The sequence below is a fragment of the Microbacterium sp. M28 genome (assembly GCF_025836995.1).
GTDB lineage: Bacteria > Actinomycetota > Actinomycetes > Actinomycetales > Microbacteriaceae > Microbacterium.
On the sequence record NZ_CP107546.1, the window covers coordinates 1,980,622 to 1,997,382 of the forward strand.

A 16,761-nucleotide genomic window follows, 5' to 3' on the forward strand; every position below is an offset into this window, starting at 1 on the left:
GTTACTTGGCCTCTCCCGCAGCTGCGTGAGCTGCGACCGGGTGCTCTGCGGCCTCCGGGTGGTTCAGGTCGAACGCGGGACGCTCGCTGCGGATACGAGGGATCGACGTGAAGTTGTGACGCGGCGGCGGGCAGCTGGTCGCCCACTCGAGCGATGCGCCGTATCCCCACGGGTCGTTCACGGTGACCTTCGGCGCCTTGCGGGCCGTGATCCACACGTTCAGGAAGAACGGCAGCATCGAAGCGCCGAGGATGATCGCACCGATCGTCGACACCTGGTTCTGCCACGTCCACCCGTCGGCCGCGGAGTAGTCCGCGTAGCGGCGGACCATGCCGTCGACGCCCAGCCAGTGCTGGATGAGGAAGGTCATGTGGAAGCCGATGAACAGCATCCAGAAGTGCACGTAGCCGAGACGCTCGTTCAGCATCCGCCCAGTCCACTTCGGCCACCAGAAGTAGAAGCCGGCGAACATCGCGAACACGACGGTCCCGAACACCACGTAGTGGAAGTGGGCGACGACGAAGTACGAGTCGCTGAGGTGGAAGTCCAGCGGAGGCGAGGCGAGGATGACGCCGGTGAGGCCACCGAAGACGAACGAGACGAGGAAGCCGAGAGCGAAGACCATCGGCGTCTCGAACGTGACGGAGCCCCGCCACATGGTGCCGATCCAGTTGAAGATCTTCACACCGGTCGGAACCGCGATGAGCATCGTCATCAGCGCGAAGAACGGCAGCAGCACCGAACCCGTGACGTACATGTGGTGCGCCCAGACGGCCACCGACAGCGCGGCGATCGCGATGGTCGCGTACACGAGGGTCTTGTATCCGAAGATCGGCTTGCGGCTGAACACCGGGAAGATCTCGGAGACGATGCCGAAGAACGGCAGCGCGATGATGTACACCTCAGGGTGCCCGAAGAACCAGAACAGGTGCTGCCACAGGAGCACGCCGCCGTTGGCCGGGTCGTAGATGTGCGCACCGAGGATGCGGTCGGCCGCCGCGGCGAAGATCGCTGCCGCCAGCACGGGGAAGGCCATCAGGATCAGCAGGCTGGTGATGAGCGTGTTCCAGCTGAAGATCGGCATGCGCCACATCGTCATACCCGGGGCGCGCATCGTGATGACCGTGGTGATGAAGTTCACCGCACCGAGGATCGTGCCGAAACCGGAGATGCCGAGACCGACCATCCAGAGGTTTCCACCGGCACCGGGTGAGAACGAGGCGTTCGCGAGCGGCTGGTAGGCGAACCAGCCGAACGACGCCGCACCCTGCGGGGTGAGGAAGCCGGCGACCGCGATCGTCGAGCCGAACAGGAACAGCCAGAACGCGAACGCGTTCAGACGCGGGAAGGCGACGTCCGGAGCACCCAGCTGCAGCGGCAGGATCGCGTTGGCGAAGCCCGCGAACAGCGGCGTCGCGAACATCAGCAGCATGATCGTGCCGTGCATCGTGAACAGCTGGTTGTACTGCTCCTTCGTCGGGATGATCTGCATACCCGGCGCGAACAGCTCGGCACGGATGACCAGGGCCATCACGCCGCCGAGGAGGAAGAACAGCACGGACGCGATCAGGTACATGTACCCGATGGTCTTGTGGTCGGTGGAGGTGATCCACTTGACGACGATGTTGCCCTTCTGCTCGACGCGCGAGGAGCTCATCAGAGCGGCCTGGCGGGCGGGCAGGGTGTTCGGGCGGGAGCCGGCGGTCTCGTCGATCTTGGGTTCAGCTGTGGTCGACATGACTTACTCCTCTTCTCCCTCGGATGCCTCTTCGGAGGATCCGGTTCCGGGGAGGTTCGACAGGCGGTCGTAGGCATCGGCGATGTCGCCGGTGTTGCCCTTCTCGCGCAGTTCCTCGACGTAGGCGTCGTATTCGTCCTGCTCGACGACCTTGACGTTGAACAGCATCATCGAGTGGTACTCGCCGCAGAGCTCCGCGCACTTGCCCTCGTACTCGCCGACACGCGTCGGAGTGAAGGACCAGGTGTTGTCCTTCCCGATGTACATGTCCTTCTTGTAGAGGAAGTCGATGATCCAGAACGAGTGGATGACGTCGCGCGACTGGAGGTGGATGGTGACATCCTGATCGACCGGCAGGACCAGCGTCGGAAGCTGCTCCTGGTCGACGTTGCCGTCCTTGTCGGGCTGGGCCTGGATGCCCATGGTCCACACGGCATCCGACAGGTCGTCGTCCTCGCCGGCGTACATGAAGTCCCACGCCCACTGCTTGCCGATCGCGGTGATCTCGACGTCGGGCTCTTCCCACTGCGTCTCGATCGCGGTCTGGTCACGCGCGGTGAAGAAGAACATTCCGAGCACGAGCAGCAGCGGCACGATCGTGTAGAAGATCTCGATCGGCATGTTGTAGCGCATCTGCACCGGCAGGCCGGTCTGGCCCTTGCGACGGCGGTACGCGATGGCGGCCCATGCCATGAGACCCCAGGTGATGACACCGACCGCCAGCAGGACGATCCAGGAGTTCACCCACAGACCGGAGACTCGCTCGGTCTGGTTTGTCGCGGCCGTACCGTCCTCGACGAAGCCAGGAAGGAAGCCGTTGAGCTCGGTGGGAGTACATCCCGCCAGGGCCACGGCTGCCGCGATTCCCAGAGGAATGGCGGCCCAACGAAGGCGGCGTTTCGAGGGCACGATGCACCTTTCAGATCGCGGACAGGGCACACCCCAGTCTAGGGCAACCTCACACCCGATTCACGCCAAGCACGCAGGTTGGCGTGTGCGTCAGGGTCAGTGGAAGCTGTCGCCGCAGGCGCAGCTGCCCGCCGCATTCGGGTTGTCGATCGTGAAGCCCTGCTCCGAGATCGTGTCCTTGAAATCGATCGATGCACCGTCGAGATACGGCACGCTCATGTTGTCGACGATGACCTCGACGCCGTCGAAGTCGACCGTCTCGTCGCCGTCCAGGTACCGCTCGTCGAAGTACAGCTGGTAGATCAGGCCGGAGCAGCCGCCGGGCTGCACGGCGACGCGCAGACGCAGGTCGTCGCGCCCCTCCTGCTCGAGGAGGCTCTTGACCTTGAGCGCCGCGGCGTCGGTCAGCTTCACCCCGTGTGCGGTGTTGGTCTCGGTGGTCAGTGTGGTGTCGCTCATCTCACTCCTCAGGGACGGGGCCGCGCGCGGCACGGCGTTGTTTCAGATTCTACCGCCGGGTGCGCCGGCCGGGCGTGTCAGCGCGTGATCCGGTTCATGCGCGTCAGCATGAGCGCCTCGGTCCGAACGGCGTGGCGGAACGTGTCGAGGTGCAGCGACTCGTTCGGGCTGTGTGCCCTGGCATGCGGGTCCTCGACGCCGGTGACCAGGATCTGCGCCTCCGGGAACTCGCGGACGAGGTCCGCGATGAACGGGATCGAACCGCCGACTCCGAGGTCGACCGGCTCGACTCCGTAGCCGTCCGCCATGGCCTGCCGCGTGAGCGCGACCGCCCATCCGCTGGTGTCCACGAGGAAGCCGTCGCCGAGATCGACGTCCGAGAACGTCAACTCGGCGCCGAACGGTGCGTGCGCGCGCAGGTGCTGCTCGAGCGCTGCATAGGCGTCTGCCCCGCTCTGGCCCGGTGCGACGCGTGCGCTGATGACGACGGTCACCTCGGGCGAGAGGGTGTTGGATGCCGACGCCACGCTCGTCGCGTCGACACCGATGACGGTGACGGCCGGCTTGTTCCAGATCCGGCTCAGGATGCTGTCGCGGCCGATCGGTGAGACGCCCTCGGGGAGACCGGCCTCGTCGCGGAGGGTCTCTTCGGAGTAATCGGGTGTGGCGGCCGCCCGCTGTTCGAGGCCGGCCACCGCTACGGAGCCATCGGCATCCCACAGGGTGTTCAGGAGCTTGATCGTGGCCATCATCGCGTCGGGAACCGCGCCGCCGTACATGCCGGAGTGCGACGCGTGCTCGAGCGTGCGGACCGTGAGCGTGAATCGCGCGTTGCCGCGCAGCGACACCGTCAGGCCGGGCGTCCTGGAGTCCCAGTTGCCGGAATCCGCCACGACGATCGCATCCGCGCGAAGGGCGTCGGCGTTGTCGCTGAGGAACTGCGCGAAGGAACGGGAGCCGTACTCCTCCTCCCCCTCGATGAACAGGGCGACACCGAGGTCGAGGCCGTCGCCGACGGCATCCGCGACGGCGCGCAGCGACGCGATGTGCGCCATGACGCCTGCCTTGTCGTCCGCCGCTCCTCGGCCGTACAGCCGGCCGTCGCGCACGGTGGGCTCGAACGGAGGCGTCTCCCAGAGCGCGTCGTCTCCCGGAGGCTGCACGTCGTGGTGCGCATAGAGGAGGATGGTCGGTCGGCCGTTGCGCGCGGCACGGGTGGCGAGGATGGCCGGCTGGCCCTGTTCGTCCGTCCCCGGAATCGCCGCACGCAGCACGCGCACCTCGTCGAACACGCCGGTGTCCGTCGCGAGCGCCGCGATGGCCTCGGCGCTGCGCTCCAACTGGGACTGATCGAACGACGGCCATGCGATGCCGGGGATGCGCACGAGAGTCCCCAGATCACCGAGCGCGCGGGGCAGGCCGGTCGCGACGGATTCGAGCACCGCCTCTTCGACGGCGAGGTCTTCAGGGGTCTGCGAATCGGAAGAGGTCATGCGGGTAATCTTAAGGGCGAACCCGATCACGTGACCGAGGAGCCTTGTGGCCAATCCCACCCCTGAGACGAACGACGCCGCCGCGCAGAACCCCATCGCCGGCAAGGGGCGTGCGACGCCGACGCGTGCCGAGCAGGAAGCTGCCCGCCGTCGGCCGCTGGTGGCGAACACCAAGGAGGCGAAGGCCGCGGCGAAGGCGCAGCTGAACGAGCAGCGCGAGAAGGCGCGCATCGGGATGGCCAACGGCGACGACAAGTACCTCCCGCCGCGCGACAAGGGTCCGCAGCGCCGCTGGGTACGCGACTACGTGGATGCCGGCTGGCACCTGTCCGAGTGGATCATGGCCCTCATGCTGGTCGTGATCATCGTGTCGCTGTTCGGCGAAGCCTTCCCTGCGATCTCGTTCTACGCCTTCGTGGGTCTGTGGGCGTACCTGATCATCTCGATCCTCGACATGGTCCTCCTGGCGAACCGCGTGAAGCGCAAGGCCGCGGCGAAGTTCGGCAAGGACAAGCTCGAGAAGGGCCTCGGCTGGTACGCGGCGATGCGCGCACTGCAGATGCGCTTCATGCGTCTGCCGAAGCCGCAGGTCAAGCGGCGCCAGTACCCCGCCTGAGCTCCGGGCATCCGACACACAGCGCCGGACGACCGGGGAGCGCTCATCGACCCGAGCGCAGACCCCGGTTGATCTGGCGACCCCAGAACGGACCGCGGTACAGGAACGCCGTGTAGCCCTGCACGAGCGTGGCTCCGGCATCCAGACGTGCACGCACGTCCCCGGCGGTCTCCACGCCGCCGACCGAGATCACGCAGAAGTCGTTCGGCACCGCGGCCCGCACGACCTTCAGCACCTCCATCGAGCGCTCGCGCAGCGGCGCCCCGGAGAGTCCTCCTGCGCCGGCGGCCTCGACCTTCGCCGGAGCCGTGGACAGCCCGTCGCGTCCGATCGTCGTGTTGTGGGCGATGATGCCGGCGAGCCCCTCGGCGACGGCGAGTTGTGCGATCGCCTCGATCTCCTCATCCGGCAGGTCGGGGGCGATCTTCACCAGCAGCGGCGTGGCGCCTGCGGCATCCTTCACCGCGCGCAGCAGCGGAGCGAGCGTCTCGACGGCCTGCAGTCCTCGCAGCCCTGGAGTGTTGGGCGACGACACGTTGACCGCGAGATAGTCGGCCAGCGGTGCGAGCGTCGTGGCACTGGTCACATAGTCGGCGGTCGCGTTCTCGACGTCGACGACCCGGCTCTTGCCGATGTTGACGCCGATGATCGTGTCCGGCTTGCGTCGGCGCAGTTTGACGAGGCGCTTCGCCGCGGCGTCAGCGCCGGCGTTGTTGAAGCCCATCCGGTTGATGACCGCGCGATCGGGGACCAACCGGAACAGCCGAGGCTTGGGGTTGCCCTCCTGCGGGACGGCCGTGATCGTCCCGACCTCGACATGTCCGAAACCGAGCGCGGCCAGACCGCGCACACCGACCGCGTTCTTGTCGAACCCGGCCGCGATGCCGAACGGCGAGGGGAAGTCCAGCCCCAGCGCGCGCACGCGCTGTTCGGCGGGAGGCTTCGTCAGGGCGCGAGTCGCCCAGGAGAACGGCGGAACACCGAGGACACGGATCACCGCCATGCCGGCATGGTGGGCGAACTCGGGGTCGAGGCGCGTGAGGACGACGCGGAAGAGCAGGGGATACATCCCTGCCAGATTACCGGTCGTCGGCGTCGTTCCCCGCGCGAGCGTGGTCGGCGCGCAGATCGGTGATGGCGCTCTCGAAGTCCTCGAGCGAATCGAACGCCTGGTAGACGCTCGCGAATCGCAGGTAGGCGACCTCGTCGAGCTCCCGCAGCGGACCGAGGATCGCGAGCCCGATCTCGTTCGCATCGAGCTGGGAGACGCCGGTCGCCCTGACGTTCTCCTCCACCCGCTGAGCGAGGACCGCCAGATCGGAGTCGGTCACGGGGCGTCCCTGACAGGCCTTGCGCACGCCGGAGATGACCTTGTCGCGGCTGAACGGCTCCATCACACCCGAGCGCTTGATCACGTTCAGACTCGCCGTCTCCGTGGTGGAGAAGCGTCCACCGCACTCCGGGCACTGTCTGCGGCGACGGATCGACAGACCGTCGTCGCTGGTGCGCGAGTCGATGACGCGGGAATCCGGATGCCGGCAGAACGGACAGTGCATTTGTCTCAGCGTACCCGCTCAGTCGCCGGCGGGTTCGGTCGTGAACCGCGCCTCGATCGCCTCACCGTGGGCAGGCAGCGCTTCGGTGTTCGCGAGTGCGACCACTCCCTCGCGCACCTGCGCGAGGGCGACGTGGTCGTACCGGATCACCTGCTGGGGGCGCAGGAACGTGTACGCGCCGAGACCCGGCGCATATCGCGCCTGGCCACCGGTGGGCAAGACGTGGTTGCTGCCGGCCATGTAGTCCCCCAGGCTCACCGGGGTCTGGTCGCCGACGAAGACGGCTCCGGCGCTGGTGAAAGCGGATGCCGCGGCATCCGCATCCTCGAGGTGCAGTTCCAGGTGCTCAGGTGCGTAGGCGTTGCTGAACGCGGTCGCCATCGCGCGGTCGTCCACGAGCACGATCGCAGACTGTTCGCCGCCCAGTGCCGCCGCGACGCGGTCTGCGTGACGGGTCGTCGCCGCCTGCGTCGCGACCTCGGAGGACACGCTTTCCGCGAGCTCGGCCGAATCGGTCACGAGCACGGCGGACGCCTGCTCGTCGTGCTCCGCCTGGCTGATGAGGTCCGCCGCGATGAGACGCGAGTCGGCTGCGGCATCCGCGACGATGAGAATCTCGGTCGCGCCGGCCTCGGAGTCGGTGCCGACGACGCCCGCGACCACCCGCTTGGCGGAAGCGACGTAATTGTTGCCCGGCCCCGAGACGACGTCGACGGGATCGAGACCGATCTCCTCGACGCCGTGGGCGAAGGCGCCGATGGCACCGGCACCGCCCATCGCGTAGACCTCATCGACGCCGAGCAGACCGGCTGCGGCGAGGATGGTCGGGTGGATGCGACCGTCCTGGTCGGACTGCGGCGGCGACGCGAGCGCGATCTGCTCGACGCCCGCGACCTGCGCGGGGACGACGTTCATGATGACGCTCGACGGATAGACCGCCTTCCCACCGGGGATGTACACGCCGATGCGGCGGACCGGCTGCCAGCGCTGGACGATCTGCGCACCCTGGCCGATCTGCGTCGTCTGCGGCGCGGGCACCTGGGCGCCCGATGCCTGCCGCACACGCCGGATCGTCTCCTCCAGCGCCGCCCGGACATCGGGAGCCAGTGCGGTGACCGCCGCCGCGATGTGCTCGGCCGGGACACGGATCGCGTGCCCCGTGACCCGATCGAAGCGCTCGGCCTGCTCCCGCAGCGCCGCCTCGCCATCGACGCGCACCGCTTCGACGATCCGCGTCGCCGCGTCGAGCGCCTCGGCGCGCGCCTGCGTGGCGCGTGGCACGGCACCGAGCATGTCGGATGCCGAGAGCTCGCGCCCTCGGAGATCGATCGTGCGCATGTCAGCCCTTCGTGATGTCGTCGATGTCGTGCAGATAGCCGATGCGGCCATCATCGTGTCGCACGACGAACGCGCCACCGCGATCCTCGATCACGAGCGCCCACGCATCCGGGCCGATACGGAACAGGAGCTCGCCGCGCTCGTCCACGACGTCGCGCTCGGTGGGCGCCAGAGCCCAGAACGGCTGCGAGGTCGGTGCGAAGCGCGGGTTCGTCGCATCGACGTCGAAGGATTCGGTCAGAGGCGTCTCCTCCGCCACGTCGGCATCCGAAGAGGCATCGGGGACGAGACCGAGTTCGACGATGGGCTCGATGTCGGCGTTCGCGTCGGTGCCGTCGGCCTCGTCGACCTCGGCCTCCTCGCGGCGCGAGCGGCGGGCATACCCGGGCACGTACTCGTCTTCCGTCAGCACGGAACCGGTGTCGCCGCCGGAGGCGTGCGCGGACAGCGGCACCTGATCGGCAAGGCCGAGTGTGGCGATCTCGTCGGTGTACGTGCCGGTGTGCTCGGCCTCCGGCGTCGCAGCGGCGTCGTCGTTCTTCGGCTCGCGCGGGCGCGCGATCACGGGACGGACGGGGTTGGCGTTGCGGTGCGCCAGCGTCTCGAGTCGGCCGATGAAGTCCTCGCGCACGCCGGGGATCAGCGGCGCGAAGACCGTCAGCGCGACGAGTCCGAGCGAAGCGACCAGCTCCACCCAGGGCACCCAGGCGGCCGTGGCGATGCCGCTGGCGATCGACGAGCCGACCAGCGACCACAGCACCTGCGCCCACCAGATGGCGGCCACGGTGAACGTCACCGACGCGAACTGATCGATTCCGAGGGAGCCGACACGGCGGATGCCGTCGGGCGAGAACCGACGCAGGACGATGAGGAACATCGCCGCCGTCGGCAGTCCGATCGGCAGGACCCAGGAGATCCCCTGCCCCCACACCGAGGTCGTTCCCGCAGCGAGCGGGAAGAAGGAGACCACGAAGGCGACCAGCCACACGCCGACGAGGATCAGCTCGCGCAGCGTGAACCCGAGGATGCCGTACTCCGGGGTGACCTGATCCTCGTAGAGGACGGATCCGTCCTCCACGGTGAAGGTCTCCTCATCGGGGACGGGCGTCGCGGACTCGGGGGCGTCCTCGAACGGGTGCTGGGTACTCATCCTGTTCCTTTCGTCACGGGGCACGGCCATGTCGGCGCGGGCCCCTAACGCGTCCCGATATTACCTGTGAGGGCGCGAGCGCCCGTTATCGAGACCGTAACCGTCATGACTTTCTCATGAACGACGTCAGCCCAGGCATGCCGGGCCGAGCAGGGATTTCAGGTCTCCGAAGAGATCGGCGGACACTGTCACCGGCATCGGCACCTCGAAGACCTTGGCCGTTCGGCCGCGGTGCACGCGGAGCACGACCTCGGTGTCTCCGGTGTGACGGCGCAGCACATCGGCGAGATCGTTCATGACCCGCTCCGTGGCCCGCTGCTCGGCGACGACGAGCGACAGCGGACCCGCGGCGTCGAACGAGCCGACGTCGGGCGCGAACGCTGACTGCGCATGGAGGTTCAGGCCGTCATCGCGCCGGGAGACGCGACCGCGCACGGCGAGGATCGCGTCCTGCTGCAGAACGTGCTGGAACTCGGTGTAGGTCTTCCCCATGAACATCACGGTGACCTCGCCGTTGAAGTCCTCGACGGTGATCATGCCGTACGGGTTGCCGCTCGCCTTGGCGACGCGGTGCTGCACACTGGTCACGAGTCCGGCCACGGTGACCTGATCGCCGTCCTGCAGATCCTCCGAGGACAGCAGGTTGTGGATCGAGATCGACGCGTGCTTGGCCAGCGGCACCTCGAGTCCGGCGAGCGGGTGATCCGACACGTACAGCCCGAGCATCTCGCGCTCGAAGGCCAGCTTGTCCTTCTTGGTCCACTCCGGGCGCTCGGGGACCTTGGCGGGTGCCGCCTCCTCCATGTCGTCGTAGAGGCTGTCGAAGTCGAAGCCGATCGCCCCCTGGGCCTCGTTGCGCTTGCGATCGACGGCGGCCTCGACGGCATCCTCGTGGATCTCCATCAGCGCGCGACGGCTGTCGCCCATCGAGTCGAACGCGCCGGCCTTGATCAGGGACTCGACCGTGCGCTTGTTGGCGACGTGGAGCGGCACCTTGTGCAGGAAGTCGTGGAAGGAGGTGAAGGTCTCCTTCTTGCGCGCCTGCACGATGCCGTCGACCACGTTGCTGCCCACGTTGCGCACGGCCCCGAGGCCGAAGCGGATGTCCTCGCCGACGGCGGCGAAGAAGTTGATCGACTCCGCGACATCCGGCGGAAGGACACGGATCCCCATGCGGCGGCACTCGTTGAGGTAGAGCGCCATCTTGTCCTTGGAGTCGCCGACGCTCGTGAGCAGTGCGGCCATGTACTCAGCGGGATAGTGCGCCTTGAGGTACGCGGTCCAGTACGAGACGAGACCGTACGCGGCGGAGTGGGCTTTGTTGAACGCGTAGTCCGAGAACGGGAGCAGGATGTCCCACAGCGCCTTGATGGCGGCCTCGCCGAACCCGCGTTCCTTCATGCCGCCGGAGAAGCCCTCGTACTGCTTGTCCAGCTCGGACTTCTTCTTCTTTCCCATCGCGCGGCGGAGAATGTCGGCTTGACCGAGGCTGAAGCCGGCGACCTTCTGCGCGATGGCCATGACCTGCTCCTGATAGATGATCAGGCCGTACGACTCCTGCAGGATCTCTGCGAGCGGTTCCTCGAGCTCCGGGTGGATCGGGGTGATCGGCTGCTGACCGTTCTTGCGCAGAGCGTAGTTGGTGTGCGAGTTCGCCCCCATCGGACCAGGACGGTACAGCGCGATGAGGGCCGAGATGTCGCCGAAGTTGTCGGGCTTCATCAGTCTCATGAGCGATCGCAGCGGCGGGCTGTCGAGCTGGAACACGCCGAGGGTGTCGCCCTTGCCCAGCAGGTCGTAGACGCCGCGGTCATCAAGGGCGAGGTGCTCGAGATCGAGCTCCTCTCCCCTGTTCAGGCGGATGTTCTCCAGCGCATCGGAGATGATCGTGAGGTTGCGCAGCCCCAGGAAGTCCATCTTGATGAGACCGAGGGTCTCGCAGGAGGGATAGTCGAACTGCGTGACGATCTGGCCGTCCTGCTCACGGCGCATGATCGGGATGATGTCGAGCAGCGGCTCGGACGACATGATGACGCCGGCGGCGTGCACACCCCACTGGCGCTTCAGGCCCTCGAGGCCGAGCGCGCGGTCGAAGACGGTCTTCGCCTCCGGATCGGTCTCGATGAGAGCGCGGAACTCGCTGGCCTCCTTGTAGCGCGGGTGCGCGGAGTCGAACATGCCGTCCAGCGGCATGTCCTTGCCCATGACGGGCGGCGGCATGGCCTTGGTGAGCCGCTCCCCCATGCTGAACGGGAAACCCAGCACGCGTCCGGCATCCTTCAGCGCCTGCTTGGACTTGATGGTGCCGTAGGTGACGATCTGGGCGACGCGCTCCGACCCGTACTTCTGGGTCACGTACTCGATGACCTCGCCGCGGCGACGGTCGTCGAAGTCGACGTCGAAGTCGGGCATCGAGACGCGGTCCGGGTTGAGGAAGCGCTCGAAGATCAGGCCGTGCTCGAGCGGATCCAGGTCGGTGATCTTCATGGCGTACGCGACCATGGAACCGGCACCGGATCCGCGCCCAGGACCGACGCGGATGCCGTTGTCCTTGGCCCAGTTGATGAAGTCGGCGACGACGAGGAAGTAGCCGGGGAACCCCATCTGCAGGATGATGCCGGTCTCGTACTCGGCCTGCTTGCGCACCTTGTCTGGGATGCCGTTCGGGTAGCGGTAGTGCAGCCCGTTCTCGACCTCCTTGATGAGCCAGCTGTCCTCGGTCTCGCCGTCCGGAACGGGGAACCGCGGCATGTAGTTCGCGGACGTGTTGAACTCGACTTCGCAGCGCTCCGCGATGAGGAGCGTGTTGTCGCACGCCTCGGGGTGATCGCGGAAGAGCTGGCGCATCTCGGCTGCGGTCTTGATGTAGTAGCCGTCACCATCGAACTTGAAGCGGTTCGGATCGTCGAGCGTGGAGCCGGACTGCACGCAGAGGAGCGCGGCGTGCGCGTCGGCCTCGTGCTGGTGCGTGTAATGCGAGTCGTTGGTCGCCACGAGCGGGATGCCGAGATCCTTCGACAGACGCAGCAGGTCGGTCATGACGCGCCGCTCGATGGAGAGGCCGTGATCCATGATCTCGGCGAAGTAGTTCTCCTTGCCGAAGATGTCCTGGAACTCGGCAGCCGCGGCCCGCGCCGCGTCGTACTGCCCGAGACGCAGGCGGGTCTGGATCTCGCCCGAGGGACACCCCGTCGTCGCGATCAGGCCCTTGCCGTACGTCTGCAGCAGCTCGCGGTCCATACGGGGCTTGAAGTAGTACCCCTCCATGCTCGAGCGTGAGCTGAGCCGGAAGAGGTTGTGCATGCCCTCGGTGCTCTGGCTCCACATGGTCATGTGGGTGTACGCGCCGGACCCGGAGACGTCGTCGCTCTTCTGATCGGGTGATCCCCACTGCACCCGGGACTTGTCACTGCGGTGGGTGCCCGGCGTCACGTACGCTTCGAGACCGATGATCGGCTTGACGCCGGCGTTCTGGGCCGCGCGGTAGAACTCGAAGGCCGCGAACGTGTTGCCGTGGTCGGTCACGGCGATGGCCGGCATGCCGTAATCCGCCGCCGCCTGGGTCATCGCGCCGATCTTCGCAGCACCGTCCAGCATCGAATACTCGCTGTGCACATGCAGGTGGACGAAGGAGTCGGATGCCATGCTTCGAGTCTACTTTCGGCATCCGACGTCGGGCGCCGCGCGAGCGGCGCGAGGGCTCAGGAAACGGTCGTCCGAGCCAGGTCCAACCGCATCACCACACGCGGGTGCCCGTCGAACATGCTCGACGTGTCAGCGGCCTTCGAGAATCCGGCCCGTTCGAACATCGCGCGCGTCCCGACGTACATCATCGTCTGATTGATCCGTGCTCCGTCGTTGTCGACCGGATATCCCTCGACCGCAGGTGCGCCGCGCTCCCGCGCGTAGGCGACCGCCCCCTCGAGGAGGGAGTGCATCAGCCCGTGCTTGCGATATCCGGGACGCACCCGGAAGCACCACAGCGACCACGCGTCCAGATCGTCCACTCGGGGAATCACGCGGCTGCGGGCGAAGCTCGTGTCGCGACGCGGATGCAGCGCCGCCCATCCGGCCGGCTGTCCGTCGACGTACGCGATGACACCGGGCGGCGGGTCCATCTCGCACAGCTCGCGCACCTTCGCGGATCGCGCTGGTTCTCGAAGCTTGCCCGCCTCGCCGCTGCCGATCCGGTAGTTCAGGCAGAAGCACACATTCGACATCGGATTCTTCGGCCCGACCACGGTCGCGACATCTTCGAAGGCCGTCGCAGGGTGCACCTCGATCGTCATGAAGACAGTGTGCCGGATGCCGCGGACATCGGGTGTCCCAATTCAGGACGTTCTCTCGAGATCAGGCGAGGCGCGGCCGCGCGTTCAGTCGCCGCGCAGCATCTCCAGCGCCCCGGCGAGATCCGCCGGATATGCGGACTCGAACTCGACCCCGTCGCCGGAGCCGGGGTGCGCGAAGGCCAGCTTGTGCGCGTGCAGCCACTGCCTCGTCAGACCGAGGCGCGCAGCCGTCGTCGGGTCCGCCCCGTAGAGCGGATCGCCGACGCACGGATGCCGATGCGCCGCCATGTGCACGCGGATCTGATGCGTGCGTCCCGTCTCCAGATGGATCTCCAGCAGCGACGCGCCGGGGAACGCCTCCAGCGTCTCGTAGTGCGTGACGGAGTCCTTGCCCTCCGGTGTGACGGCGAACTTCCACGAGTGGTTGGGGTGCCGCCCGATCGGTGCGTCGATGGTTCCCACCAGCGGGTCCGGATGCCCCTGAACGACGGCGTGGTAGATCTTCTCGACCGTGCGCTCCTTGAAGGCGCGCTTGAGCAGCGTGTAGGCGCGCTCGGTCTTGGCGACGACCATGAGTCCGCTGGTTCCGACGTCGAGGCGGTGCACGATTCCGGCGCGTTCGGCCGCCCCGCTCGTGGCGATGCGGAATCCGGCACCGGCCAGGGCTCCGAGGACCGTCGGGCCCTCCCAGCCCAACGATGGATGGGCGGCGACACCGGTCGGCTTGTCCACGACCACGATGTCATCGTCGTCGTGGACGATCCCGAGTTCCGGCACGTCGACCGGGACGATGCGCGGTTCCTCCTTCGGCCGCCATTCGACGCTCAGCCATCCGCCCGCGCGGAGACGATCGGACTTGCCCAGCGACACGCCGTCGACGCTCACGCCGCCGGCTTCGGCGACCTCGGCGGCGAAGGTCCGCGAGAATCCGAGCATCTTGGCCAGCGCGGCGTCGACCCGCACGCCGTCGAGTCCGTCGGGGATGGGGAGGTTCCGGGATTCCACGATCAGGACGCCGCACCGGAGGACGCCGGGCGCCCCGCTTCGCCATCCTGGGACACGACGGAGACGTCTCCAGCGGTCCGGTCTACCTCGGCATCCTGCTCCGCCTCGGCGGCCAGCTTCTCCGCCTCGACGTGGTCGCGCTCGCGCGTACCGTCGAACCGCAGTCCGAGCACGACGAGCAGCGCCACCGAGATCATGCCCGTGACGATGAAGATGTCGGCGACGTTGAAGATCGCCGGCATCATCCACGGCATCGAGATCATGTCGACGACTTCGCCCCTGGCGAAGCCCGGCTCGCGGAAGAAACGGTCCGTGAGGTTGCCGAGCACACCGCCCAGGAGGCAGCCGAGGACGACGGCCCACAGACGCGACCGCAGACCGACGGTCTTCCAGATGATGACGCCGGCCACGGCGCTCAGGGCGATCGTGAAGATCCAGGTGTGGTCGGAGCCGATCGAGAACGCGGCACCGGGATTGCGCACGAAGTACAGCTGAAGGAATTCTCCCCAGACCGGAACCGGCTCCCCATAGGGCAGGTTCTCGACCGTGAGGTGCTTCACGAACTGATCGGCGGCCAGCACGATGATCGCGAGAATCGCGACGATCGCGCCGGCCGCCGACCGACGAAGGGGACGACGTCCTGACAAGAGGATGCCTTAGAGACCGATGGCGGAGACCGGCGTCGAGTCCGTCGACGCCGACTTCTCATCGAGGTCGCGCAGCTGACCCTCGATGTAACCGCGCAGCTGAGTGCGGTAGTCGCGCTCGAACGTACGCAGCTCGGTGATGCGAGCCTCGAGCGTGTTGCGCTCGCGCTCCAGACGGGCGGACTCTTCGCGCTGCTTGGCCGCGGCCTCGCTGCGGATCTTCTCGACCTCGGCCTCGGCCTCGGCGATGAGCTGAGCGCGCTTGGTCTCACCCTCGGCGACGTGCTCGTCGTGCAGGCGCTGAGCCAGCTCGATGATGCCGGCCGTCGTCGTGGTCGCGATGGGGGCCGCCTTGGCGGGCTCCGCGGGGGCAGGAGCCGGGGCAGCAGGCGCGGGGACCTCGGTCACGACGGCGGCCGCAGGGGCCTTCTCGCCGGACTCGTAGGCGGCGAGCTTGCTCTTCAGCTCGGCGTTCTCCTCGAGGGCCTTGCGCCACTCGACGACGATCTCGTCGAGGAAGTCATCCACCTCGTCGGGGTCGAATCCGTCCTTGAAACGGACGTGCTGAAACTGCTTGGTGACGACGTCATCCGGGGTCAGTGCCATGGGTTGGCTCCTCTTTCGATGAGTTCGGTTTGCCAGTACTACGACGATGGCGCGGTGTGGATCTGGCGCGGACCCTGGGGGCGCACCTGGGAGCCAAGCATAGTCCCCGCACCTGATCGTCGCGACGGCGCGCGCTCAGCGCGGCGCATGTTCGCTCAGGCGGCGGCGCCGCCGATGGCGCGCACGATGGACATCAGGATGAGCACGATGAACATGGTCAGCGCGAAGCCGAAGTCCAGCGACAGGCCGCCGATCCGCAGCGGTGGGATGATCCGTCGGAAGAACCGGATGGGCGGATCCGTGACCGTGTACACGGCCTCGGCGGCGACGAGCCCGAAGCCCTTCGGACGCCACTCCCGGTTGAACAACGGGATGTAGTCGAGGATCAGGCGCGCGAAGAGCACGAAGATGTAGATCAGCAGCACCAGGTGAACGATGCCGGCGATGACGGAGACCAGCGAACCCACGGGTTATGCGTGGTCGAAGCCCGCGGACTCCGCGTCCGCGTGCGCGATGCCACCGTGACCGGAGACCGCGATGTTCTCCGGCGAAAGCAGGAAGACCTTCGAGGTGACGCGCTCGATACGACCGTACAGGCCGAGCGAGAGCCCACTCGCGAAGTCGATGAGGCGACGAGCCTCGGCATCCGACATCTGCGACAGGTTGATGATCACCGGGATGCCCTCGCGGAAGCTCTCCGCGATCAGCTGCGCGTCGCGGTACTGCTTGGGGTGCACGGTGAGGATCTCGTTGACCGTGCCGGCGGCCGGCTGACGCACGGCGACGGGGCGGCGCAACGGGGTCACCGGTGCGGGGGCCTGCTCCTCGACCTCGCGGTCGCGTTCGCGGTGTGCACGGGCGGGCGCCTGAGACGACTCCTCCTCGTAGACCTCTTCCTCGTCGGCGAGGCCGAGATACACCATGGTCTTCTTCAGCGGGTTTCCCATCGTGTCCT

General features: G+C 67.3%; 16 protein-coding genes. 1 reads left to right on the plus strand and 15 read right to left on the minus strand.

Annotated features, from left to right (window positions below):
* Window position 1: 1 nt before the first annotated feature.
* The 4 genes from ctaD to OED01_RS09820 form a co-directional block, all read right to left on the minus strand.
* Entirely contained in the window at window positions 2–1,738 is a 1,737-nt protein-coding gene (ctaD, locus tag OED01_RS09805; protein WP_264155097.1) for an aa3-type cytochrome oxidase subunit I, read from the minus strand.
* A gap of 3 nt (window positions 1,739–1,741) precedes the next feature.
* A complete protein-coding gene (gene ctaC / locus OED01_RS09810) occupies window positions 1,742–2,647 on the minus strand; it encodes an aa3-type cytochrome oxidase subunit II (protein ID WP_264155098.1) in 906 nt (301 codons plus the stop codon).
* A 96-nt stretch (window positions 2,648–2,743) separates the two neighbouring features.
* The gene (gene erpA / locus OED01_RS09815; protein ID WP_264155099.1) at window positions 2,744–3,106 is read right to left on the minus strand and encodes an iron-sulfur cluster insertion protein ErpA; all 363 of its coding nucleotides are present in this window, start codon (window positions 3,104–3,106) and stop codon (window positions 2,744–2,746) included.
* Between the two features lie 77 nt (window positions 3,107–3,183).
* Window positions 3,184–4,599: a dipeptidase gene (locus tag OED01_RS09820; RefSeq protein WP_264155100.1), complete on the minus strand. Its 1,416-nt coding sequence runs from the start codon at window positions 4,597–4,599 to the stop codon at window positions 3,184–3,186.
* A 46-nt stretch (window positions 4,600–4,645) separates the two neighbouring features.
* Between OED01_RS09820 and OED01_RS09825 the strand changes: the two genes are divergently transcribed.
* Window positions 4,646–5,215 (plus strand): DUF3043 domain-containing protein, encoded by a 570-nt coding sequence (locus OED01_RS09825; RefSeq protein WP_264155101.1) that lies wholly within the window; start codon window positions 4,646–4,648, stop codon window positions 5,213–5,215.
* 43 nt (window positions 5,216–5,258) lie between these two features.
* On the opposite strand, the gene OED01_RS09830 is transcribed toward OED01_RS09825, so the two are convergent.
* The 11 genes from OED01_RS09830 to OED01_RS09880 all read right to left on the minus strand — a co-directional run bounded on the left by OED01_RS09830 (window position 5,259) and on the right by OED01_RS09880 (window position 16,753).
* The gene (locus OED01_RS09830) at window positions 5,259–6,284 is read right to left on the minus strand and encodes a quinone-dependent dihydroorotate dehydrogenase (protein WP_264155102.1); all 1,026 of its coding nucleotides are present in this window, start codon (window positions 6,282–6,284) and stop codon (window positions 5,259–5,261) included.
* Between the two features lie 10 nt (window positions 6,285–6,294).
* On the minus strand, window positions 6,295–6,771 hold the full coding sequence (gene nrdR, locus OED01_RS09835) for a transcriptional regulator NrdR (RefSeq protein ID WP_264155103.1): 477 nt from the start codon (window positions 6,769–6,771) through the stop codon (window positions 6,295–6,297).
* 18 nt (window positions 6,772–6,789) lie between these two features.
* Window positions 6,790–8,109: a histidinol dehydrogenase gene (gene hisD, locus OED01_RS09840; RefSeq protein WP_264155104.1), complete on the minus strand. Its 1,320-nt coding sequence runs from the start codon at window positions 8,107–8,109 to the stop codon at window positions 6,790–6,792.
* A 1-nt stretch (window position 8,110) separates the two neighbouring features.
* Window positions 8,111–9,259: a hypothetical protein gene (locus tag OED01_RS09845; RefSeq protein WP_264155105.1), complete on the minus strand. Its 1,149-nt coding sequence runs from the start codon at window positions 9,257–9,259 to the stop codon at window positions 8,111–8,113.
* Window positions 9,260–9,385: 126 nt separating this feature from the next.
* The gene (dnaE, locus tag OED01_RS09850) at window positions 9,386–12,904 is read right to left on the minus strand and encodes a DNA polymerase III subunit alpha (RefSeq protein WP_264155106.1); all 3,519 of its coding nucleotides are present in this window, start codon (window positions 12,902–12,904) and stop codon (window positions 9,386–9,388) included.
* A gap of 56 nt (window positions 12,905–12,960) precedes the next feature.
* On the minus strand, window positions 12,961–13,548 hold the full coding sequence (locus tag OED01_RS09855; protein ID WP_264155107.1) for a GNAT family N-acetyltransferase: 588 nt from the start codon (window positions 13,546–13,548) through the stop codon (window positions 12,961–12,963).
* Window positions 13,549–13,632: 84 nt separating this feature from the next.
* Window positions 13,633–14,553, minus strand: coding sequence for an RluA family pseudouridine synthase (locus OED01_RS09860; protein WP_264155108.1), 921 nt, complete (start codon window positions 14,551–14,553; stop codon window positions 13,633–13,635).
* Between the two features lie 2 nt (window positions 14,554–14,555).
* Window positions 14,556–15,200, minus strand: a complete 645-nt coding sequence (gene lspA / locus OED01_RS09865) for a signal peptidase II (RefSeq protein WP_264155109.1) — start codon at window positions 15,198–15,200, stop codon at window positions 14,556–14,558.
* Window positions 15,201–15,209: 9 nt separating this feature from the next.
* Window positions 15,210–15,806 carry a DivIVA domain-containing protein gene (locus tag OED01_RS09870; RefSeq protein WP_264155110.1) on the minus strand — a complete coding sequence of 199 codons (597 nt, stop codon included), beginning with the start codon at window positions 15,804–15,806 and terminating at the stop codon, window positions 15,210–15,212.
* A 155-nt stretch (window positions 15,807–15,961) separates the two neighbouring features.
* On the minus strand, window positions 15,962–16,273 hold the full coding sequence (locus OED01_RS09875; RefSeq protein ID WP_264155111.1) for a YggT family protein: 312 nt from the start codon (window positions 16,271–16,273) through the stop codon (window positions 15,962–15,964).
* Between the two features lie 3 nt (window positions 16,274–16,276).
* Window positions 16,277–16,753 carry a cell division protein SepF gene (locus OED01_RS09880; protein ID WP_264155112.1) on the minus strand — a complete coding sequence of 159 codons (477 nt, stop codon included), beginning with the start codon at window positions 16,751–16,753 and terminating at the stop codon, window positions 16,277–16,279.
* Window positions 16,754–16,761: the final 8 nt, after the last annotated feature.